This is a genomic window from Streptomyces sp. NPDC053513, assembly GCF_044544765.1.
Classification (GTDB): Bacteria; Actinomycetota; Actinomycetes; order Streptomycetales; family Streptomycetaceae; genus Streptomyces; species Streptomyces litmocidini.
Genome location: NZ_JBITXP010000026.1, coordinates 51,094 through 72,638, shown reverse-complemented (window position 1 = coordinate 72,638; position 21,545 = coordinate 51,094). Strand labels below are relative to the sequence as shown.

At 71.5% G+C, this 21,545-nt stretch carries 14 protein-coding genes and 1 pseudogene; 7 read left to right on the top strand and 8 right to left on the bottom strand.

Translation table 11 applies throughout. From position 1 onward, the window contains the following. Window positions 1-283 precede the first annotated feature (283 nt). Window positions 284-688 (top strand): annotated as a pseudogene (locus ACIGW4_RS31430) (dihydrofolate reductase family protein). Between the two features lie 1,113 nt (window positions 689-1,801). On the opposite strand, the gene ACIGW4_RS31425 reads toward ACIGW4_RS31430, so the two are convergent. Then, window positions 1,802-3,088 carry a phytase gene (locus ACIGW4_RS31425; protein ID WP_399584441.1) on the bottom strand — a complete coding sequence of 429 codons (1,287 nt, stop codon included), beginning with the start codon at window positions 3,086-3,088 and terminating at the stop codon, window positions 1,802-1,804. Window positions 3,089-3,299: 211 nt separating this feature from the next. Then, window positions 3,300-5,456 carry a M4 family metallopeptidase gene (locus ACIGW4_RS31420; protein WP_399584438.1) on the bottom strand — a complete coding sequence of 719 codons (2,157 nt, stop codon included), beginning with the start codon at window positions 5,454-5,456 and terminating at the stop codon, window positions 3,300-3,302. A gap of 178 nt (window positions 5,457-5,634) precedes the next feature. Here ACIGW4_RS31420 and ACIGW4_RS31415 point away from each other — a divergent pair, with 178 nt between their 5' ends. Beyond that, a complete protein-coding gene (locus tag ACIGW4_RS31415) occupies window positions 5,635-8,358 on the top strand; it encodes a LuxR C-terminal-related transcriptional regulator (RefSeq protein WP_399584435.1) in 2,724 nt (907 codons plus the stop codon). Between the two features lie 150 nt (window positions 8,359-8,508). Here ACIGW4_RS31415 and ACIGW4_RS31410 read toward each other — a convergent pair whose 3' ends face one another. The 4 genes from ACIGW4_RS31410 to ACIGW4_RS31395 are packed head-to-tail and all read right to left on the bottom strand — an operon-like array spanning window position 8,509 to window position 14,305. After that, a complete protein-coding gene (locus ACIGW4_RS31410; protein WP_399584432.1) occupies window positions 8,509-10,482 on the bottom strand; it encodes an acetoacetate--CoA ligase in 1,974 nt (657 codons plus the stop codon). Then, window positions 10,479-12,125, bottom strand: a complete 1,647-nt coding sequence (locus tag ACIGW4_RS31405; protein WP_399584430.1) for a bifunctional 3-(3-hydroxy-phenyl)propionate/3-hydroxycinnamic acid hydroxylase — start codon at window positions 12,123-12,125, stop codon at window positions 10,479-10,481. Before ACIGW4_RS31405 ends, ACIGW4_RS31410 begins: the two co-directional genes overlap by 4 nt. Before the next feature lie 19 nt (window positions 12,126-12,144). Next, on the bottom strand, window positions 12,145-13,122 hold the full coding sequence (locus ACIGW4_RS31400; RefSeq protein WP_399584427.1) for a fumarylacetoacetate hydrolase family protein: 978 nt from the start codon (window positions 13,120-13,122) through the stop codon (window positions 12,145-12,147). A gap of 28 nt (window positions 13,123-13,150) precedes the next feature. Next, complete coding sequence (locus ACIGW4_RS31395; RefSeq protein ID WP_399584424.1) at window positions 13,151-14,305, bottom strand: VOC family protein; 1,155 nt, start codon at window positions 14,303-14,305, stop codon at window positions 13,151-13,153. A 135-nt stretch (window positions 14,306-14,440) separates the two neighbouring features. Between ACIGW4_RS31395 and ACIGW4_RS31390 the strand changes: the two genes are divergently transcribed. Next, a complete protein-coding gene (locus ACIGW4_RS31390) occupies window positions 14,441-15,076 on the top strand; it encodes a TetR/AcrR family transcriptional regulator (protein ID WP_359587021.1) in 636 nt (211 codons plus the stop codon). A 22-nt stretch (window positions 15,077-15,098) separates the two neighbouring features. On the opposite strand, the gene ACIGW4_RS31385 is transcribed toward ACIGW4_RS31390, so the two are convergent. Then, window positions 15,099-15,350 carry a hypothetical protein gene (locus ACIGW4_RS31385; RefSeq protein WP_399584420.1) on the bottom strand — a complete coding sequence of 84 codons (252 nt, stop codon included), beginning with the start codon at window positions 15,348-15,350 and terminating at the stop codon, window positions 15,099-15,101. An 879-nt stretch (window positions 15,351-16,229) separates the two neighbouring features. Between ACIGW4_RS31385 and ACIGW4_RS31380 the strand changes: the two genes are divergently transcribed. After that, a complete protein-coding gene (locus ACIGW4_RS31380; protein WP_399584417.1) occupies window positions 16,230-17,837 on the top strand; it encodes an MFS transporter in 1,608 nt (535 codons plus the stop codon). A 494-nt stretch (window positions 17,838-18,331) separates the two neighbouring features. Here the strand turns inward: ACIGW4_RS31380 and ACIGW4_RS31375 are convergent, their stop codons facing one another. Continuing rightward, window positions 18,332-18,979 (bottom strand): TetR/AcrR family transcriptional regulator, encoded by a 648-nt coding sequence (locus ACIGW4_RS31375; protein WP_399584415.1) that lies wholly within the window; start codon window positions 18,977-18,979, stop codon window positions 18,332-18,334. Window positions 18,980-19,239: 260 nt separating this feature from the next. Between ACIGW4_RS31375 and ACIGW4_RS31370 the strand changes: the two genes are divergently transcribed. The 3 genes from ACIGW4_RS31370 to ACIGW4_RS31360 all read left to right on the top strand — a co-directional run bounded on the left by ACIGW4_RS31370 (window position 19,240) and on the right by ACIGW4_RS31360 (window position 21,534). Further along, the gene (locus ACIGW4_RS31370; RefSeq protein WP_399584412.1) at window positions 19,240-19,476 is read left to right on the top strand and encodes a hypothetical protein; all 237 of its coding nucleotides are present in this window, start codon (window positions 19,240-19,242) and stop codon (window positions 19,474-19,476) included. A gap of 214 nt (window positions 19,477-19,690) precedes the next feature. Continuing rightward, window positions 19,691-19,912 carry a hypothetical protein gene (locus ACIGW4_RS31365; protein ID WP_398709525.1) on the top strand — a complete coding sequence of 74 codons (222 nt, stop codon included), beginning with the start codon at window positions 19,691-19,693 and terminating at the stop codon, window positions 19,910-19,912. Between the two features lie 59 nt (window positions 19,913-19,971). Next, window positions 19,972-21,534, top strand: coding sequence for a hypothetical protein (locus ACIGW4_RS31360; protein ID WP_359587015.1), 1,563 nt, complete (start codon window positions 19,972-19,974; stop codon window positions 21,532-21,534). The last annotated feature ends 11 nt before the right edge of the window (window positions 21,535-21,545 follow it).

Below are 21,545 nucleotides of genomic sequence, written 5' to 3'. Positions count from 1 at the left end.
ACAGCGCGGGAGGCATCTGGTGCTGATCGCGGGCTGTTCCGGGTCGGCGGGCGACAGGGCGCGGGAGCCACGAGGAACGTCCGGGCATAGTGACGGCGCACGACGCCGCGAGGGCGTACCCACGAGTTGCAAGGTCTCGGATGTCGTGCACGAAGGTCGCGGTCGATGTCGCACGGACACCGGATCCGGTATCGCGGTGCGACCCCGTAGTGCTGTGCCGCGGAAGTGGCGCGATGGGTTTCCGGCGGTTGTGCGGTCTACCCGTCAACGAGGGGAGCGCACCATGCGCAAGATCATCATTTGCACGTTCCTGACGCTCGACGGCGGCATGCAGGCGCCGGGCGGTCCGGACGAGGACACCGGGAGCGGCTTCGAGCACGGCGGCTGACAGAACTCCACGCTGCTGGAGGGCGACACCGTCGATGCCGTACGGGCGCTGAAGGCGTCCGACGGCGGCGACATCAACGTCGTCGGCAGCGGCGACCTCGCCCAGACCCTCATGCGGCACGGCCTCGTCGACGAGTACCGGCTGACCATCCACCCGGTGATCATCGGTACCGGCAAGCGGTTGTTCGCCGCCGGCGCGATCCCCACGGCGCTGGAGCCGGTCAGCGTCTCGACGACGAAGGGCGGCACCGTCGTCGGCGTCTACCGGCCGAACGGCCAACCCGGCTACGACAGCTACTGATGGTGGTTGCTGCGGTTTCTTCGCCAACGACCACTGGCGGACATACGCAATGCAGCAGAGGCCGCGAAAGAGGGCGCCGCGTCGTCTCTCCGTGAACGTGATCACCCGACGTGGTGGAGAGGCCCGCGCTCCGACCCCGAGCCTCACCCGTCTGGCGATCCGGCCTGCCCCGCGATTCAATGGACCACCGAACGGGACGGAAGACGGTCCCCACTCGTGCCGGAGACACACACCGTGCGCGAGTGAACGCCATCAACGACTCCGGACCGCGGGACGAAGCCCACCCTGACACGCCGCGCGCAGCAAGATCCGGAGCAATCCCGGCCCGCCCTCCTGCACCGAGCCACACGCACCGCCGTTTGCGCTGGTCGGCACGGACGCAGTCGTCGTGCCACTTGCAGACGAAGAACCTTTGTTGCAGCTGTTGCAGCTGTTCCCCGAAAGGGGCTGGGTTCTTCTGGACAGCCAAGTCGAGCTCCCTGGCCGGGCTCGGCGTCCCTCGCCCTTCGGTGCGAACTACTCCCGCATGGCGGTCGCTCTTCGGGGCCAGGGACGAGGCCGACCAAGATCCGGGCCATACGCGGACCAGCCGTCTGCAGCCGGTTCGAATCGTGGCCGTTTCCGCTGGTCAGCGGCCGCGCGAGTCGCATACCACCAGCAGACGAAGAACCTCCTTGTCTTCTACTCCCCGAAGAAGCTCGTCTTCTTCTAGGAGCACGAAAAGAGGCGCCTGACCTGGGCTTTTGCCCGGCAGGCGCCTCTCGGAAGCCTCATCCATCACAGCAGCCGACCTGCGTCGGAAATCCCGGTTCATCCCACCCGTGTCCCGCTCCTGACCAGTTGTTCCGGTCTGTTTCCGGTTCAAGCCCGGTCCATCGGCGGGAGTCCCGCCCCGGTGGATGCGGTCCCATTCCTCCATCGACTGCTCGACGAGGAGATCGACCTGCTCCCGGACCCCGCCCAGGAACTTGACACAGAAGCGGAAGAGGACCTCGATGCTCTGGCCCGGTCCGGCGGACGCACTCGGCCCCAGGATGGCCGACTCGTCTCTTCGAGGCGTGACGGCGGGACGGGCGCACGGTGTGGTCACCGTGCGCCCGCGGCGTTCGTTCGTCAGTCGATGGCGTCGAGGACCTCGCCGAGGTCGACGAACTTGAAGCCGGTGGCCTCGCGGTCGCCGTCGCCGGGGGTCTCCTGGCCGTCCTGGACGACGAGCAGGCCGTGGGGGTAGCGCGTGCCGAGCGGGGCGTCGAGGGCGGCGGCGCCGTCGCAGACCTCGGAGCCGTCGAGGGTGGTGGAGGCCGCGGCGATGCGGAAGCCGTTCTCGTACTCGTTGTCCTCGTCGCGCTCGCGGTCGTAGGCGACGAAGGTGTTGTCGCCCTGGCTGGAGGCGAGCAGGTAGCCGTCGCCGTCCGGCTCGGTGACCAGGGTCAGGCCCTCGACGTCGGCCGTCAGGTGCGTGCCGCCGAAGCCGGGGTCGGCGCCGGGCGTGCACTCCTCGGTCTGCTCGTCGTACGTGCCCGGGACGCCGTACTCGCGGACCTTGTCGATCAGGGTCGGCGTGCCGGTCAGGCCCGCGTCGATGCGCCAGATGCCGACGTCCTCCTGCCCCGCGTACAGGGTGCCGTCCGCGGGGTCGACGACCATGCCCTCGACCTGCGGCAGTTCGCCCGGCTCGGCGCAGGGCGTCCAGGAGGCGCCGTTGGGCAGGCGGAAGGAGGAGGGCAGGTCCAGGGTGCGGACCTGGCGGTAGTCGACGGTGCCGGCCGCGGTGGGGAGCAGTTCCAGCAGGGCGATCCGGGTGCGGTTGCGCTGGCTGACCAGGGCGTAGGAGCGGCCGGTGGTGCGGTCGGTCCAGGTGGCCAGGCCGTACGCGGTCTTCTGCTCGTTGATCTCGGCCTGGTCGGCGGAGAACACGGGCCGCGCTCCCGGGTCGGTGACGTCGGTGAGCGGGCCGCCGGGCTTGTCCCGGTCGATGCGGTAGATCCGCAGCCGGTCGTTGCCCCGGTCGCTGACCACCGCGACGTCCGCGCGCGCGCCGCCCAGGCGCAGGCCCTGCACCAGGTCGACGTTGTTGAAGCGACCGGGCTTGTCGTCGGGGCCCGGGCCGGCCGGGGCGGGGATCGACTGCACCTGGCGCGCGTCCAGGTCGTAGGCCCGCAGGCCGCCCTGCTTGGCGGTGGCGATCACCAGGCTGCGGCCCGGGTCGGCGGGGTTGCGCCAGATCGCCGGGTCGTCCGCGTTGGCGTTGCCGCCGGCCTCGTCGTCGAACAGCGGGGCGGTCTCGGCCTTCGGCCGGACGCTGTCGATCCCGGAGGCCTGTGCCGGGAGGGCGAAGGTGGTCGCCAGTGCCGTGCAGAGAACGAGCGCGGAGGCCCGAGATGCCAGACGTGTAGTCACGTTTCTTCCTTGTATGAGGTGGTTTGCCCTGGTAAGGAAGACCTTCGCGGCCATATCTGTCATGCCCACGATCAAAAGGTGACCGGTGGGTGAACACATCGCGAAACCCGCGGAGCGAGGAGCGGGCCGCCCTTGCGCAGGTGGTGGCTCCTGCGGCCGGAGCACCCGAGCAGGGGCCCCGGCCGCAGGAGCACCGGTGTGAGCGGACCGGTCAGCCGATGGCGATCTCGTCGACCAGGAAGACGGTCGACAGGTAGGTGTCTTCGGTACCGGCGAACTCCAGCTTCACCGTCTGCCCCTTGTAGGCGGACAGGTCGACGGTCCTCTGGACGTATCCGGAACTCGCGTTGGCGTTGGAGTAGGTGGCCAGTGTGGTGCCGTTGACCTTGACCTTGAGGGTGTCGTAGGCGGTGGAGCCGGACTCCTGGGTCGTGACCTTCAGCCAGAAGGTGAGCTTCGGGGTGCCGGCGGAGGGCACCGCGATGTTCGACTGGGACAGGGACTCGACGGCGTCGGCGCCGTAGCCCATCATCCAGGCGTACCAGGACCCGCTGCGCGCGAGCTGCAGAGTCGAGTTGGTGATGATGTCGTCGCTCTGGGTCCAGCCGCTGGTGCCCTGTTCGAAGGTGCCGTTGGTCAGCGCGTTCCCGCTGGGGGGCGTGGTCGGAGAGGGAGTCGGGGTGGTCGGAGAGGGGGTGGGGGTGCCGGTGCCGGGGTCGGGCAAGGCGGTGCCGACGCCGACGGCGGCCCAGGCCTTGGAGACGAGGTACCGCTCCTGGGAGTTGGTGCCGTACAGGTCGGCGGCGGCCTGCAGGGTGGCGGTGCGGGCGCCGGAGTAGTTGGTGGTGGAGGTCATGTAGGTGGACAGCGCGCGGTACCAGACGGCGGCGGCCTTGTCCTTGCCGATACCGGTGAAGGTGTCGTTGTTGCAGGTGGTGCCGTTGTGCGAGCGTCCGCCGATGGTCTTCGCGCCGGTGCCTTCGGCGGCCAGGTAGAAGAAGTGGTTGCCGATGCCGGAGGAGTAGTGGACGTCCACCGAGCCGGCGCCGGAGGTCCAGCAGGACAGCGAGTTGCCGTCGGCGGAGGGGTTGTCCATCCGGCGCATGTAACCGCCCGACATGTTGAGCTTCTCGCCGATGTAGTAGTCGCCCGGGTCGCCGGTGTTGTCGGCGTAGAACTCGACCATGGTGCCGAAGATGTCGCTGGTGGCCTCGTTGAGGCCGCCGGACTCGCCGGAGTAGTTGAGGCCGGCGGTGGCGGCGGTGACGCCGTGGCTCATCTCGTGGCCGGCCACGTCGAGCGCGGTGACCGGGGTGTTGCCGTTCTGCGAGGAGCCGTCGCCGAAGAACATGCAGAAGCAGTCGTCGTCGTAGAAGGCGTTCAGCACGTTGTTGTCCATGTGCACGTACGCCGGGGCGCCGCGGCCGTCGTTGCGGATGCCGGAGCGGTTGAAGGAGTTCTTGTAGTAGTCCCAGGTCTTGGCCAGGCCGTAGGAGGCGTCCACGGCGGCGCTCTCCCGGCTGGAGCTGGTGCCGTTGCCCCAGGAGTTGGTGGTCTTGGAGAAGGCGCGGGCGTTCTGCTTCGGATTCGACTGCGGGCTGTTGTACGAGTCGTAGACGATGGTGCCGCCGTGCGCGGCGTCGGTCAGGGTGTAGCCGCTGCCGGACTGGGTGGTCTCGAGGGAGACCTGCCCGACGGTGACGCCGTTGCCGGTGCCCGTGATGCTCTGGTGCAGCTCGTACTGGTCCAGCGCCGCGCCGCTGGTCGCGTCGACGATCACCGCCTCCCGCGAGGCCGGGCCGGTCTCGCCCGCGCCGGTGACGGTCGAACGGTAGGCGAGGACGGGGACCTTGCCGACCGCGTACACCATCAGGGTGCTGCCGTCCGAGCCCTTGGTCTTCGCGTTCTTCACGTGCTTGGCGTGCTTCACGGCCTTGGCCGAGGCGTCGGCCGCCGTCAGCTTCGGCGTGGTGTCGGCGATCCGGATCGCGCCCCGGTGCGCCAGGTCCGAGCCGGTGATCGTGCCGTCCTCGGTGAGGTGCACCACCAGGTCGCCGCCGATGACGGACAGGCCTCTGTAGGTGCGGTCGTAGCGCACGTGCCGGGCGCCGTCGGCGTCGATCAGCACGTCCTTGGCCACCAGGCGCTCGTCGGGGCCCAGGCCGAGCGCACGGGCGGTCGCGGCCGCGTTCCGGCCGGCCGTGCGTATCGCCTCGCCGCGCGCGTCGGCCGTCATCGCCTGGAACCCGGCGCCGGGGCGGGCGGCGGAGTTGCCGGCGGCCGCGGTGGACTGGGGGGCCACCACGGTCACGGAGCCCAGGGCGAGGGCTGCCGCGACAGCGGCTGCCAGGGCGTTCTTGCGGTTCATCGAGATCCTTCCGCCGGGCCTTGTCGGGGATGTGCCGCAGAACGTCGTCTGGGGTGCGGGGGGCGTTCGGCAGCGGTTGGCCCGGCTGTGGCCATGAGGCTAGGGACGCGGGAGGCGGCCGACATCGGGGCAACCCCTTGATCTGGACGGGGAGGCCCGGCGGGCGCACCATGGCCCGATGCCAGACTCTGCGATGTGGATGAACGCCTCCCCCGAGGCCGGTCCCGTGCTGCCGGTGGTGCCGGAAGACGTGCACGGCACCCGCCGGGTGGTCCTGTCCGGGCCGCCCGGAAGCGGAAAGACCACCGCGGCCGGGGCCTTGGGGCGACGGCTGGGCCTGCCCGTCCTGCGGCTGGCCCCGCGTCCGCAGGACGCCCGGGTTCCCTGTGCCGGGCTGCTCGAACTCGCGCTGGCCCTCCAAGCGCTGCCCGCCGCACGGGAGCTGACGGCGGGACTCGACGAGGCCACCGGACGGCCGGGCTCCCCGGACGATGCCGGTTCGGCCCTGCGGCTGCGCCGACAGACCGCCGCCCTGCTGCGGGAGGCACCGCCCATGACGCTGGTGGTGGACAACGCCCAGTGGCTGGACGCGCCCAGCGGGGCCGTCCTGGGCTGGGCGCTGCGCCTGACCCCGGACCTTCCCGTCATCGCGGCCGAGCGCACCTGGCGCCCGGAGGCCGGAGGTCACTGGTGCGGGGAGGACGCGTACGCGGTGCGTGTTCCGGCTTTGACGGCCGGCCAGGTCACGGTTCTGCTGTCGCCCTACCGGCTGCCCCCTCGCGAGGTCGCGCGGATCCACGCCTGCAGCGGCGGGAATCCAGCCCTGGCCCTGGCGCTGGCCGGCGCCTCGCGCCCGCTCCCGGACCGGGACGGTGGAAGCGAGTCGGCCCTGCCGCCGACGGCCCGCCGACTGGTGGGCGAGTGGCTGGACGAGGTACCGGCCCATGTACGGGAACTGCTGACGTTCGCCGCCCTGGACGACCGGCCCGACCTCGAACTGCTCGGCCGTCTCGCCGGCCCGGCAGTCGAGGCCCTCCTCGCCCAGGCCGAGGCAGCAGGGCTGCTCGAGATCGAACGGGCGGACGGGAGCGTACGGTTCACCGCCTCCGCGATCGGCACGGAACTCGTGGCCCGGCTGCCGGGCCACGCGCGCCGCCTCCTGCACACGCGACTGGCCGAGGCCAGCCACGACACCCTCCGCCGCGACCGGCACACCGCACTGGCGACCGACACCGCCGACCCCCGCACGGCCCGGCACACCGCGCGCGCCGCCGGCCATGCCAGGCTGCGCGGCGAGCACTCACTGGCCGCCGAACTCTCCCTCCTCGCCGCCGAACGCACCCCGCGCGAGAGCACCGGGCTGCTCACCGAACGAGCACTGACCGCCGTACGCGACGCCGCGCACTGCGGCGACCTCTCGCGCAGCCAGGCCGCCACCCGCCTCGTCCTGGAACAGGACAGCAGTCCCGCTCAACGCGTCAGCGCCCTCCTGGCCCTGCTCGACGCGAGCGGACAGCGCCTGAACGGCGCGGACGAACTGTTCGCCGAGGCAGTCCACGAGGCGGCCGGTCGGCCGGACCTGATCGCCCAGGTCCTGCTCCGTCAAGCCATCCGGGCCAACGTCAACGAAGGCGCCCCCGCACAGGCTGATGCCCTGGCCGCCCAGGCCGCCGCTCTCGCCCAGGTCGCCGGCGAGACCACCACCGCCGCTCTCGCCCTGACGATGCAGGCGCGCGTCCAGCGCGTCCTCGGCAGCCCGGGAGCCGATGCCACGCTCGACCGCGCCCTGTCCCTGGCCCGCACCACAGCCGTCCCCGTCAACGCCACTCCGGAGCACCTCGCCGCCCGACACGCCCTCTTCGACGACCGTCTGTCCGATGCCCGAACCCTTCTGCTGCCGCTGCTCGTCCAGGCCCGGCGGGCCGGGGACGCCGAGGGCACCGTGGACGTCCTGCGCAGCCTCGCCGAGGTGGAGATCCGTGCCGGACGGTGCGCCCGAGCCCTCGACTACGCCGCCCGCGCCCAAGCGCTGACCGACAGGGCGGGCCTGCCGTCCGGGCCGGCCTGCTACACCTCCGCCCTCGTCGAGGGCACCGCCTCACGCACCGACCTCGCCCTCGCCCGCGCACGCTGCGGAGTCGACGCGTCCCGGCAGGAGGACAACCGGGTCTTCCTCTCCCGCAACCTCTTCGCCCTCGGGCACCTCCTTCTGGTCACCGGCCGCCCCAAAGAAGCTCTGGAGGCCCTGGAAGAGGTGCGGGACCTGGAGGAACTCCAGCAGGTCCGCGACCCGTCCGTCCTGCGCTGGCATCCCGAACTCGCCGAGACCCTCGTCGCCCTCGGCCACCTCGACCAGGCACAGAGCCTGCTGGACGACACCCGCCGCACCGCGACCGACCTCGGCAGAGACGCGGTCCTCCCTTCGCTCGAACGCACCCAGGCACTTCTGGACGCCGCCCGCGGCGACTACGGCACCGCGGCCCGGCGCCTCACCGACGCGGCCGACCGCCTCCACGACCTCCCCCTCGAACGCGGCAGGACCCTGCTGGCGCTCAGCCACACCGAACGACGCGGACGCCGACGCGCCAGCGCCCGCACCGCCGCGCAAAGCGCCATCGACCTCTTCACCGCCCACCAAGCACATCCCTGGGCCGAAACCGCCGCGCACACCCTCAGCCGACTGGAAGCCGCCCCCACGGACAACAACGCCCGCTCCCGCCTCACCTCCGCCGAACAGCGCTGCGCCGAACTCGCCGCCGCCGGAGCGAGCAACCGCGACATCGCCACCGCCCTCACCGTCAGCGTCAAGACGGTCGAAGCGACCCTCACCCGCGTCTACCGGAAACTCGGCCTGCACTCACGCTTCCAGCTCGCGCACGCCGTCACACCAGCACGTGAGTGACCCGCCCGATAAGGCTCCGAGGGCCGCCGGGTTCCGTCGTGCACCGGGCGACGACGTCTGGCCCGCACCACGGATCGTCGGAGTCGGCGTGACGGCGGTTTTGCCGTAAGACCGGGGTCAGGAGGGCGGCGAGGGTGGTCTGCGCGGTCGTCACGTCGACCGGTCCCGGCGTTCGGCGCCCATCCGGGCGAAGTGGTCGATGAGGTCGGGGGCGTCCACGGCTGCGGGGTTGACGACCTGCTCGACCGGGGCGCCCTGAAGGAGGCGCTTGACGGGGACTTCGAGTTTCTTGCCGGTGCGGGTGTGCGGGATGCCGGGGACTTCGATGATCTCGTCGGGGACGTGGCGGGGTGAGGCGCCGGTCCGGATCGCCTCCTTGATCTTCTCGCGGAGCGGGTCGTCCAGGGTCGCGTCGGCGGCGAGGACCACGAACAGGGGCATCCAGTAGCCGCCCTCGGGTTCTTCCGCGCCGATGACGAGGGCCTCGGTGATCTCGGGGAGGCGCTCGACGACGTCGTGGATGTCGGCGCTGCCCAGGCGCACGCCGTTGCGGTTCAGGGTACTGTCGGAGCGGCCGTGGACGATCACGGAGCCGTGTCCGGTGACGGTGATCCAGTCGCCGTGCCGCCAGACGCCGGGGTGGGAGGAGAAGTAGGCGTCGCGGTAGCGGGTGCCGTCGGGGTCGTTCCAGAAGTACAGCGGCATGGACGGCATCGGGCGGGTGACGACCAGCTCCCCGACGTGGTCCACGATCGGGAGGCCCTCGGCGTCGTACGTGGCCAGCGCCACGCCGAGATGAGGTGCTGACAACTCTCCGGCCCAGACGGGAGTGTTCGGGGCGCTGCCCGCGAAGCCGGAGACGACGTCCGTGCCGCCGCTGGTGGACGCGAGCAGGACGTGGTCGCCGACATGGGCGCGGACCCAGGGGTAGGCGGAGGCCGGCAGTGCGGAGCCGGTGCAGCCGACCACGCGGATCGACGACAGGTCGTGCGCCGAGGGGTCGATGCCGTACTTGGCCATGCCCATCAGGTACTGGGGGCTGGTGCCGAAGACGGTCACCCGGTGGCGCGCGGCCAGTTCCCACAGGACGTCGAGCTTGGCGAAGGGCGCCGGGCTGCCGTCGTAGGTGCAGGTCGTGGCGCCGGTGAGCAGCGTGGAGGCGACCAGGTTCCACATCATCCAGTGGGTGGTGGTGTACCACAGGAGGCGGTCGCCGGGGCCGAGGTCGGAGTGCAGTCCGAGGGTCTTGAGGTGTTCGAGCAGGACGCCGCCGTGGCCGTGGACGATGCCCTTGGGCAGGCCGGTGGTGCCCGAGGAGAACACGACCCACAGGGGGTGGTCGAACGGCACCGGTGTGCAGGCGAGTTCCTCGGTGCGGGTGGAGGCTTCCTCCCACGGCACCACGAGTGACGGGTACGCGTGTGACGGCCACGGCAGGCCCACGTGGTCCACCAGCAGCGCGGCCTTCAGCGTCGGCAGCTCACCGGCGAGTTCGAAGGCGGCGTCGCGGCGGTCGTGGGTGGTGCCGTCGAAGAGGTAGCCGTCGGCGGCGATCAGGACGGTGGGTTCGAGCTGGGCGAAGCGGTCGGCGGCCGCCCGGGGCGCGTAGTCCTGCCCGCAGACCGACCACACGGCGCCCAGGCTCGCGGCGGCGAGGAAGGCGACGATCGCGTGCGGGGTGTTGGGCAGGTAGCCGACGACCCGGTCCCCCTTGCCGACGCCCAGGTCGCGCAGGGTGGCGGCGACGGATGCGACCTGGGCGCGCAGCCGGCCGCCGGTCACCTCGTGACTGGAGCCGGTCTCGTCGAGGGCGATGATCGCCACGGTGTCGTCGGCGAGGTTGCGCAGGGCGTGGTGGGTGTAGTTGAGGGTGGCGCCGGTGAACCAGCGGGCGCCCGGCATCCGCTCCTCCGCGAGCACCTGCTCGTACGGGGAGTCCGCGTCGATGTCGAAGTACTCCCACACCGCGCCCCAGAAGCCTTCCAGGTCGGTGACCGACCAGTGGTGCAGGGCGGCGTAGTCGGTGCCGTCGAGCCCGGCGCGGCGGGCGAAGTCCGTGATGCGGCTGGCTGCGACGGCCTGCGGATCGGGCGTCGTGAAGGGTTCCGGATACGGCCTGGTCATCGTGTGGCGCTCCTCGGCAGGCTGTTCTCTACGGTCCGTGGGGAAGGGTGGGGGCTGCGCGTGGTGTGCAGGAGGGACGCCCAGGCGGCGGTGTCCGTGAAGTCGTGCCCCCCGGCCGGGACGACGTCCGTGACGACGCGGTCGGGGCGCAGCAGGACGGCGTCCGCCCGGCCGGCGCGCAGCCAGGCGGTGAGGGTGCCGTCGTCACGGAGGCCGGTCACGGGGATCGCCGGGACGCCGAGCCCGTGGGCCAGGGCGCGCAGCGAGGGCCAGGGTTCGGCGGCGGTCAGGACGGTGAAGCCGTCGCCGAGCATGTCGTCGAGGCGGCTGCGCCGGCCGTCGAGCGCCACCCATGGTTGCGGGCAGTGGGTGCCCACGAGGCTCCTGCGCCTACGGCGCCGGACGAGGGGCCCGGCGGTCAGGGGCGGGCTGAGGTCGCGGCCCGCCGCCGCGGTGAGGCCGGGTATGCGGCAGGCCGCGGCCAGGATCCTGCGGCGCAGTGCGGCGGCGCCGTCCTGGCCGCCGGTCATGGCCCAGCCCATGGCGACCGCGAGCCGGATCACATGCCGTGCGTGCGGCTTGCGCTCGCTCTCGTAGGTGTCGAGCAGCCGTTCGTCGCCGCCCTGCTGGAGGACCCGGGCGAGCTTCCAGGTGAGGTTGTAGGCATCGCGCAGGCCCGCGCACAGCCCCTGCCCGACGAACGGCGGGGTGAGGTGGGCGGCGTCGCCGAGGAGGAAGACCCGTCCGCTGCGCCACCGGTCGGCCACCCGCGCCCGGAAGGTGTACTGCGTCTCCCGTACGACGTCGAAGTCCCCGTCGTACGAGGGCGACAGCCATGGGGCGATCAGTTCGCGGACCGGTTGCCGCCCTTCCTGCAGCCGGAACTCCCAGCGGTAGCGATCCTCACCGACGCGCATGAACGTCGCTGGCCGGTGCGGGTCGCAGACCTGGTCGACGCCTTCCCAGCAGCGGACGTCGGCCTGCGTGCGGACGTCGATGACGGTCCAGCGTTCCTCGAAGCGCAGGTCCTCCCATGCGGCGCCGATCGCGTCGCGGGTGAGGCTGTTCGCGCCGTCGCAGCCGAGGACCGCCTCGGCCCACAGATGGTGCTCACCGTCGGCGTCGCGGTAGGTCACGCGCACGGGGCCGGCCGGGTCCGGGCCGACGCCGGTGACCTCGACACCGCCCCGCAGCTCGCACTCCGGGCGGCGGGCCAGGGCGTCGCGCAGCAGTCGCTCCAGGTCGGGCTGGTCGAACATGCTGGTCTGCGGGTAGCCGTGACGGCCGTGCTCGGAGCGCCGGAACTCGGCCATGACCCGGTGCCGGGCGTCCAGCAGCCGAAGTCCGTTCGCGGGGCGGGCGATCGCGGCGAACTCCTCGCCCACGCCCGCGGCCTGGAGGATGCGGCGCACCTCGTCGTCGGTGGCGACGGCGCGCGGGAGCGGGTAGACGTCCTGGTGGCGCTCCAGAATGACGGTGCGGACACCGCGCCGGGCGAGGAGGAGGGCGGCGGTCACCCCCACCGGCCCGGCGCCGATGATCACGACGGGAGCGGGGGCTGTCTGTGCGGGGGCTGTCTGTGCGGGGCTTCTCTGGACGGGCCCGGGTGCGGTGTCCCGGCGTCCGGCCTGGTCGGCGGTCATGTGCGGCTCACCTCGGGCTCTACTTCGCGTCCGTGACGGGCGTGCGCTGCTCGCCGAGGTCGATCCGCCCGTCCGCGGTCGAGATCGTCGCCGTGATCACGTCACCCGTGTGCAGGTAGTGCGGGTTACGGGCCTGGCTCTTGAAGAACGCCTTCCACTTCACTGCGGGCGGCAGCAGCGCGCCGATCTTCTCGACCGCCTTGGGCGGGGCCTTGAGGGCCGTGCCGCCGGGGGTCCCGGTGAGCAGCAGGTCGCCGGGGTCGAGGGTCTGGAAGCGGGCCAGCAGGGTCAGCGCCTGTGCAGGACGGACGATCATGTCGGCGAGGGTGCGGTCCTGACGCAGCTCGCCGTTGACCGACAGCTTCAGCCGCAGATCGAGGAGGTGGGTGAAGTCCTCGGGCTCCAGCAGCGCCAGGTAGGGCCCGGTCGGTGTGAAGGTCGGGTACGACTTGCTCTCGTAGAACTGCGTCTTGGTCAGCTGGACGTCGCGTGCGCTGACGTCGTTCGTGATCACCAGCCCGGCGACGTACGACGGCAGGTCACGCTCCTCGACCACGGCGCCGACGGGCAGGGGTGCGCCCATGACGAGCCCGAGTTCGATCTCGTAGTCGAGGAACTTCACGTGCGACGGCCGGACGATCGCCTCGCCCGGGCCGCTGACCGAGCCTGACGCCTTGCGGAAGAAGGCGGGCGGGATGTCGCCGGTGAAGCCCGAGTCGCGGGCGTGGCTGCGGTAGTTGACCATCTGGGCGACCACCCGGCAGGGGGTGGTGACCGGCGGGAGGACGACCAGGTCGGCGACGGGCGTGCCCGCCTCCCCGGAGAGGGCGGCCTCGCGCACGGCCGCCCGGTCGGCGATCAGCTCGGCGGTGGTGACGGCCTTGGTGTCGACGGGGACGGCCCGGTCGAATGGGGTCTCCCCTGCTCTGGCGGAGTCGGGAGCCGGGGGAAGGAGGGCCCACCATCCGTCGGCGGTGCGCAGGACGTTGGTGCTCATGTCAGTACCTTCGTGAGGGGGTCGGGGTTCAGGACCTGGAGGCTTTGAGCAGGCCCAGCAGGCGCGCCGGGTCCAACTCGTTGTCGCCTCGCAGGGCTTCGACGACGTCACGGACCCGCTGCGGGGAGGGGCTCGCGCCGAGGAAGTCGCGGGTGGCAGGAGGTCCCCACTGGGCGAGGCCGGAGGTCGACATGGGGGCCCAGCCGGGCTCGACGTCGCTGGAGAACAGGTCGCCGTCGGCGAAGTGCTCCAGCATGAAGCGGTCGGGGTCGCGCCAGTAGTCGAAGAGCTGGCTGCCCTGGATGTGCCGGCCGATGCCCCAGCTGCGCCGGTAGCCGCGCTCGGCCAGGTACTCGCCGCCTGCGGCGATCGAGTCGAGGTCGGTCACCTGGTAGGCGGAGTGGACGTAGCCGTTGCCCGGGCCCAGGTGCATGGCCAGCGTGTGGTGGTCGACGGCCCGGCTGCCCTGGTCGCAGCGGATGAACACCATCGTCGGACCACGGCCGCGCCGGCCGTCCAGGAACAGGAAGTCGGACACGATCATCCCGAGGGTGTCCAGGTACCAGTCGAGGGCGCGCCCGAACACCCGCGTCTCCAGGACCACATGCCCCAGACGCTGGATGCGGGAGGGTTCACGCGGCGGGCGCTGGGTGACGTTCGTGCGACGGTGATCGGTGCCGAAGTTGAGCGGGAGCGGCTGCTGCTCGGGCAGCGCCGGCAGTTCCTCCCCGCAGTGCACGACCTGGACCGGGAAGCCGGAGGGGTCGAGCAGGTCGACCACCTTGCCGCCGCCGGGCACGTCCGCGTCCCGTACGGACGTGCCCGTGGCGCGGGCCAGCCGGTCCAGGTCGGCCCGCTCGGCGGCGCCGAACGCCGGGCCGATGAAACGGGAGGCCCGGCCGCGCCGGATCACCATGCACGGTGAGCCGGCGAAGGTGCCGCGCAGCCACAGCTCGCTCTCGCTCCGGGCGGCGATGCCGAAGCCGAAGTCCCGGGCGAAGACCTCGGCCCGGTCCAGGTCGGGCTTCTCGAACTCCAGCCAGGCCAGGTCGGCCACCTTGATCACGGGGTTGCGGGACCGCCCGGGGTGTTCGCCGCGCAGGGCGCCCTGCGCGCTGTGGAGGTCCTGGTGGGCCGTCCTGACGTCCGGGACGCCGACTGCGTTGACGCGGGTTTCGGACATGGTGTCCTCCAAGCAGCATTACCTTAATGAGGAAATCATCAAGTCTGACAGATCTGTCGTCAAGGTGTTCACGGAAGGAAATGATGAATTCATCAGGACTGCGATCGTCATCGTCTCCACGGTTAGACTCGGCGTATGCCTACGTCAGCCCCGCCCAGCAACCGATTCGAGCGGCGTCGCGCCGAGACCCGCGGAGCGCTCGTCCGCGCTGCCCGCCAGATACTCGCCGAGACCGGGGACACCGGCGTCAGCATCCAGGTGATCGCCGAGCGCGCCGACGTCGGCTTCGGCTCGTTCTACAACCACTTCGAATCGAAGACGGAGCTGTTCGAGGCCGCGGTGCGGGACGCCCTGGAGGAGTTCGGCCGGACCTTCGACGAGCACCTGGCCGGCATCGACGACCCCGCCGAGCTCGTCGCGGCAGGCTTCCGGCTCAGCGCCCGCATGGCCGAGTCGCACCCGGAGCTGATGCAGGTGCTGCGCCGCCGCGGCCTGGGCCACATCCACTCGGAGAACGGCCTGGCCCGGCGGGCCCTCCGGGACGTCGAGGTCGGCATGGCCTCCGGCCGCTTCACCGCCGTCGACCCGACAGTGGCCCTCTCCGCGCTGGGTGGAACCCTGCTGTCCCTGGTGGAACTGCGATTCGCCCGCCCCGATGTGGACGGCGACGACGCCGCGGTGAACCTCGCCGAGATGGTCCTGCGCATGCTGGGCGTCCCGCCGGACGACGCCCACGAGGTCGCCCGACGCCCCCTCCCCGACCTCGCCTGACCGACCCCGGCGCCCGCTCCCCCTACGCGGTGGCCGACGAACTCGGACGGAAGGTGACCGAGCGGCCGGTGAAGCGGGCCTCGATCCCGTTCTCCGCGATGGTGACCGAGCGCAGGTGCAGTCCTTCGGGGACGTTCTCCAGCGGGACGGGCTCTTCCAGGGCCTTGTCGAGCAGCGCTCTCAAGGGCGGGATCAGCTCGCCCTGGACCGTACGGACGTCCGCGAAGGCGATGCGGTTGCCCTTCGCCGCGGAGGCGGCCGCACGCACGGCCACGTCGCCGACAAGCGGCAGACTGGCCGTCGCGCCGATCCGGCCCGACTCGCCACCGGCAGGGGCAGCGCCGAGCCGTCGGCAGGCATGTCGTGCGCAGTGAGGTCGACGTGGCTCAGACCACCCTCGGCCGGCCGCGTCAGCACGGGGAAGCCACCACGGCAATGAGCTGGCGTCGCCTCCTCAGGGCCGGTGGACTCGCGTACACGGCGCCGCTGCAGTGGGGATCGCCGACGAGTTGACCATCGGGCTGGGACTGGTACACGAAATGCCCTCTCCGGAGAGTGCTCGGGAAGTGCTCGGGATGCGCGTCTGAGAGCCAGGCCCCAAGGAACACGGGTCGACCGAGCCCTCGAACGCAGGTGACGGCGCGATCGCCGTCCACGCCCATCGCGATCAGGGCGGCGGTCGCGGTGCGTGTGCCGTCATCGATCCCGGTCCCGGCGTCCACACACTCCAGGAGCCCCACCAGGTGTCCCTTCAGTGCCCGACCCAGAGGACCGGGCGGAACCCTGGCGCTGAAGGCTCCCTGCCGCTGCCCCGGGCGATGCGCGACGCACGACGCCTCGGCGATGTCACCCAGGCCGCCCTCGGGATCACGGCCGAGTTCCTGCCTGGTCGCCTCGAGGATGCGGGCCCTCGCGGGGCGGGTCCGGCTACGCCCTGAGGCATCTGCGACGTGTGCGCGGGTCACGTCGGAACCTCCGGCGGACGGGGCGGGGACAGCTCGATAGTTGCACATCGATGGGCAATAAACTAATCTGCACATTGATGGGCAATTAACTGCTCGGTGTCTCGCCGGCCCACGGCCACGGCCGCCCTTCGCCCCCCTCCGCGAACCCCCCGAAGCCTCCGCTTCGCCTCCTGTCGAGGAGCTTTTCGATGCCGCTCTCTGCGCATACACCTGCCGAAGAAATGACCGGGCCCTATCCACGGCGCTGGTGGGCCCTGCTGGTGCTCTGCCTGAGCCTGCTGATCGTCGTCATGGCGAACACGTCGCTCGTCGTGGCTGCGCCGGACCTGACCAAGGACCTGGGGCTGTCCAGCAGTGACCTGCAGTGGGTCATCGACGGCTACACCGTCCCGTACGCGGCGCTGATGCTCGTCCTGGGCGCGATCGGCGACAAATACAGCCGCCGCGGCGCACTCGTCCTGGGCCTGCTGGTCTTCGCGGGCGGCTCGGTGATGGGCGGCCTGGTCCACGAGACCACCCTGGTCGTCATCGCCCGCGCGATCATGGGCATCGGTGCCGCCGTCGTCATGCCGGCCACGCTGTCGCTGCTGGTCGCGATCTTCCCCAGGGCTGAGCGCGCCAAGGCCATCACGGCCTGGAGCGCTACGTCCGGTCTCGCCATCGCCGCCGGCCCGGTGGCCGCCGGCTGGCTCCTTGAGGAGCACGCCTGGGGTTCCACCTTCCTCATGAACGTCCCCATCGCGGTCCTCGGCGTCATCGGCGCACTGCTCCTGGTTCCGCCGTCCAAGGCCGAGGGCATGGGCCGGATCGACTACATCGGCGGACTGCTCTCGATCGTCTTCATCGGCAGCCTGGTCTACGCGACCATCGAGGGCCCGCACTTCGGTTGGGGCGCCGGCCCGATCACCGCGGCCGTCGTCGCCGCTGTCGGCCTGCCGGCCTTCGTGGCCTGGGAGTCGAAGCACCCGACCCCGATGCTGGACGTGCGCAAGTTCAAGGAGCGTCCCTTCAGCGGCTCGATGCTCGCCGTGCTGTTCTTCTTCTTCGGCACCTTCGGTTCGATCTACTACTCCACCCAGTTCCTGCAGTTCGTTCTCGGCTACAACGCCCTGGAGACCGGCATACGCCTTCTGCCGCTGGCCGGAGCCGTCTTCGTCGGCGCCGCGGTCACCGGCAGGCTGGCCCCGAAGCTGGGCGTGAAGCTGGTCGTGGGCGCCGGCATGGTGATCGGCACGGCGGGCGTCTTCCTGCTCACGCAGATCGAGTCGGGCTCGACCTACACGGACTTCCTGACGCCCCTGCTGATGCTCGGCTTCGCGATCGGCCTGAGCCTGTCCCCGGCCACCGACACCATCATGGGCTCCTTTCCCGAGTCCGAGCTGGGCGTCGGCGGCGGCGCCAACGACACCGCGCTGGAACTCGGCGGCGCATTGGGCATCGCCGTGCTCGGCTCGCTCCTCGCGACGTCCTACAAGGACAAGCTGACCGACATGATCGGCGGCCGCCTCCCGGCCGAGGCGATGGACGTCGCCAAGGACTCGGTGGGCGGCGGCCTCGCGGTCGCCGAGCACGTCGCCGAGACCCCGGGCGGTGGCCCCCAGCAGGCCCAGACCCTGATCGAGGCGGTGCACGAGTCCTTCGCCCACGCCATCGCACACACCAGCCTCATCGGCGCGATCGTCATGGGCGCCGGAACCCTGATCGTCATTGCGGTGCTGCCCGGCCGCAAGGCGAAGGGGAACCACCGCCAGGAAGATGCGGTGGCGGCGGAGGCCGAGACCGTGGGCGCCGCCTGAGCCCCACAGGCCCGGCGCGACCCATGAGCGCCGACCGGAGGCCGGATACCCGATCCGGCCTCCTCCGCCCCCGAACGGGCCGTGCCTGAGCGGCGCACGGCCCCGGACGGTGCCGGGAGGGAGCACCCGGCACCGTCCCTTTTTGTTGATGCGACCGGGGGACGCCGAGCCGCGACACCGTCAGCCGGCACGGGACATCGCCGTGGTCGCGGACATCGCGCCCGATGACGGGGTCCCGTCGGCGGCAGACCCGGGCTCGTCAGGGAAACCCCGCAGGCCTCACGGAACGGCCACCGGCGACCAGTGGCGCAGCGACCCCGTGGTCGAGGGCGGTCCACCGCCGTACAGGCCGACTCGCTTCCACAACAGCCCGTCGTACCGGAACTTCCGAGGACGACGTCACCACAACGTCGGAGGCGGGGGCACACGTGAAAAACCCCGGTGCCTTCGCACCGGGGTCCGTTCGGCCTCTGCGTCAACAGCCGTGCCGGGACTCAGCTCTCGGCGACGGCCTCCGCCGCGACCGCGGTGGCCACGTCATCGACCACGACGTGCGCCTGCTTCTCCGGCACACCGGCCGCGATGAGCGTGGCGACGGCCGTACGCCTCCCGTCGTCCTCCAGCGCGCCGGTGTTGACCTCTTCCAGCAGGGCGATCGTCATCGCCTCCAGGCCGGCACCCATGACCGCGGGCGGCAGGTGGGAGTGGAAGACGCCGTCCCGCTGCCCCCGTTCCAGAATGGCGGTGACCTCGACGCGGGCGGGCGCGAGGATCTCAGCGACCCGTTCCATGCCCAGGTCCCGCTGAGCCAGCGCCAGGAGCATCCGGTAGCGGTCGCCCACCGGCCACATCGACAACGAGAAGCGCGCGAGTGCCCGCTCGGCCGGGTCCGTCGCCTTCACCCCGGCCGCCGCCGCGGCCTGGAGAGCCTCGGCGGCCTCCTCGGCCAGCGCCTCCAGGAGCGCCGCCCGTCCGGGGAAGTGCCCGAAAAGAGTGCGCCTGACGACACCGGAGGCGCGCGCCAGCTCCTCCAGAGTGGTGTCGGGGTTCCGCCCGAGCTCCTGGCGCGCGGTGGCCAGGATGCGCGCCCGGTTGGACCGTGCGTTGCGTCGCTGCGGAACACGGCCGACGGGCTGGGACACGGATGAACCTCGATGATGAAAGCCGGACGAAGAACGGGCGCATCCATTCTGACACGTGAGTCCCGCCCCGATCCGTGGCCGCGTGCCCGGATCGGCCTGCCTGATCAGGCGGGAAGCTCCTTGATGTCGGACGGCTCCTCGGGCTCGATGCCGTCGAGTCCGAGGCGGAAGTCGCTGGAGCTGGGATGGGCGGCGCGGCGCGGCGTCAGGTACGGGGCTCGGCAGCCGAATCGGTGCGATGCGGGCGGGAGGCTGGGGTGGTGGACACGAAGTTCAGCACCGTACGCCGCAGCCCCGGCCGGGGAAGCGGCGCGACGCGGTGCGCGGTGGTGTCGCTGCGCGGCAGGCAGGCGTCGCCGGCGCGATGGTGGACGGAGCGCGCGCCGGCGGCGGTGTGCGGGTTCAGCCACCTGCTGTGGGCCTCGCCCGCACTGCCCGGCTCCACACGCGACCTGACCACCACCCGTACCCACGGCATCGTCCCACCGACGCCCTGACCGGCCGGCGCGTGGGGTCTCGTTCGAGCGGCGAAGAGCTCGGACCGATAACCCGTTCGGACCAGGTCCGCTGGGGGGTCGCACGGCGGAGTCCTCGCAGGTCGGGCCCGGTGGAGAAGCCGTCAGGAAAGGCTGGTGGAGGCCTGGCGGGCTGGCAGCGCACGAGGGCCGGCCGTTTCCTGGCAGCACGTCCGCCAGGAGACAGGAGGAACTCATGGCCAAGCAGGGCAAGGCGAGGTCCGCCTCGCTGAACGAGGTCAAGGCGAGCCTTGAACGGGCCTCCGCCGACGTCGACCGTGTGCTGGGGCTGCAGGGGATGCAGCCCGAAGGGGGTGCCGCCACCCCCGCCGTCGCCGGTTTCCACAGCACCCAGTCGATCGGCTGCAGCACGTACAGCGTGGCATGCGGCGGTGGCGGCGGAACGGTGCAGATGTGACCGCGGAAGGATCACGAGCCGGCCGGGGCCCCTCGCGGGGCCCCGGCGGATGAGCGCCCGTGGACCGTCAGGCGGCCCTGGCTGCCCACCACCTCTTCGGCCTCGCCGATCCCCGGCACTACGAGCCGCTGTCCCGCAGGGCCATCACCCCCGAGTACCGCGACGCGCTGCGCCGGCTGCTGCCGGACGCCTGGGTGCTGGAGCGCGGGGACGTCTGGCTGCACGCGCGGAGGACGCCGGGGTCCACGGGGCGGTCGGCTCCGCCGCCCACCCAGGGCTTCAAGATCCATGTCTCCTCCGCCCCCGAGCACGCCGTCCGCCTGTTCGAACTCGTGGTCCCTGTGTGCGTGTCGTACCACGTCGAATTCAAGGCCGCCGCCGACCCGACGATGCTGGCCGTACTCAACTCGAAGACACAGCAACGTGGTTTCTCCGGCAAGTTCATGACGCTGTACCCGCCCGACGAGCACGTCTTCGCCGAGCTGATCGAGACCCTGTACCGGTGCACGGCCGACGAAGCCGTCGAGGGGCCGTACATCCTCTCCGACCGGCGCTACCGGGACAGCAGGGTGCTGTTCTACCGTTACGGGGGCTTCCGGCCGCCGCGGCGACTCAACATCGACGGCACGCAGAGCACGTTTCTGGTGGCGCCTGACGGCTCGTACGTGGCCGACGAACGGCTGCCCCTCTTCCGGCTGCCGCCCTGGGTCCGCGACCCCTTCGCCGAGGAGCCGGCGGAGCGACCGGCGTCCGAGGCCGCGGCGCGGTCCGGCGCGGAGTCCGACGGCACGCTCCTCCACGATCGCTATCTCGTCGAGGGCGCCCTCGCCTTCTCCAACGTCGGCGGCGTCTATCACGGCACCGACCGGCTCACCGGGGATCCGGTCGTCGTGAAGGAGGCCCGGCGGCTCACCAACTGCTGGACGAGCGGAGACCGCACGGTCGACGCGGTCGACATGCTGCGCCACGAGTACGAGGTACTGCGCCGGCTGGAGGGCTTGGACTCCGTCCCCCGGGCGGTGGACCTGTTCCGGGAATGGGAGCACACGTTCCTGGTGGAGGAACGGCTGGAGGGTGTCGCGTTCCACGACTTCTGGGCGCGCGACGAGGTCATCCTCGCTCCGTACATCCGACGGGAGGGAAGGGTGGACCGGTTCGTGCCCCTGTTCCGGGAGGTCGCCGGCCGTCTGGTCCCCATGATCGAAGAGGTGCACGCCCGCGGTGTGGTCCTCGGCGACCTCTCGCCGAACAACGTCCTGATCGACGCCGACACGCTTCGGATGCGGTTCATCGACTTCGAGAGCGCCGTCCACGAGGACGACGAGGCGGTGATGCTGTCCTACGGGACCCGCTGGGGCACGCCCGGCTTCCTCCACCCGGACCGCTCCTCGCGCAGTCGGCTCCTCCCCTGCGACGACTGGTACGCCGCGGCCATGCTGCTCTACAGCACCGTCGTGCCCGCCACCGCGTTCTTCGGCCTCAACCCCGCGGCGAAGGACCTCTTCCTCGACGAGCTCGTCGCCCTCGGCGTCCCCACGCAGGTGAGGTCCGTCGTGTCGTGCCTGGCCGCCGCCCGGGTCGACGAGGCGAAGAGAGTCCTGGCCGACTGGAAGGACGGATGACGCCATGACGC

Excerpts from the sequence above, each read along its gene's own strand:
- ACIGW4_RS31420 (WP_399584438.1), bottom strand. The coding sequence starts at position 5,456 with ATGAACCGCAAGAACGCCCTGGCAGCCGCTGTCGCGGCAGCCCTCGCC.
- ACIGW4_RS31415 (WP_399584435.1), top strand. The coding sequence starts at position 5,635 with ATGCCAGACTCTGCGATGTGGATGAACGCCTCCCCCGAGGCCGGTCCC.
- ACIGW4_RS31410 (WP_399584432.1), bottom strand. The coding sequence starts at position 10,482 with ATGACCAGGCCGTATCCGGAACCCTTCACGACGCCCGATCCGCAGGCC.
- ACIGW4_RS31405 (WP_399584430.1), bottom strand. The coding sequence starts at position 12,125 with ATGACCGCCGACCAGGCCGGACGCCGGGACACCGCACCCGGGCCCGTC.
- ACIGW4_RS31400 (WP_399584427.1), bottom strand. The coding sequence starts at position 13,122 with ATGAGCACCAACGTCCTGCGCACCGCCGACGGATGGTGGGCCCTCCTT.
- ACIGW4_RS31395 (WP_399584424.1), bottom strand. The coding sequence starts at position 14,305 with ATGTCCGAAACCCGCGTCAACGCAGTCGGCGTCCCGGACGTCAGGACG.
- ACIGW4_RS31390 (WP_359587021.1), top strand. The coding sequence starts at position 14,441 with ATGCCTACGTCAGCCCCGCCCAGCAACCGATTCGAGCGGCGTCGCGCC.
- ACIGW4_RS31380 (WP_399584417.1), top strand. The coding sequence starts at position 16,230 with ATGCCGCTCTCTGCGCATACACCTGCCGAAGAAATGACCGGGCCCTAT.
- ACIGW4_RS31365 (WP_398709525.1), top strand. The coding sequence starts at position 19,691 with ATGGCCAAGCAGGGCAAGGCGAGGTCCGCCTCGCTGAACGAGGTCAAG.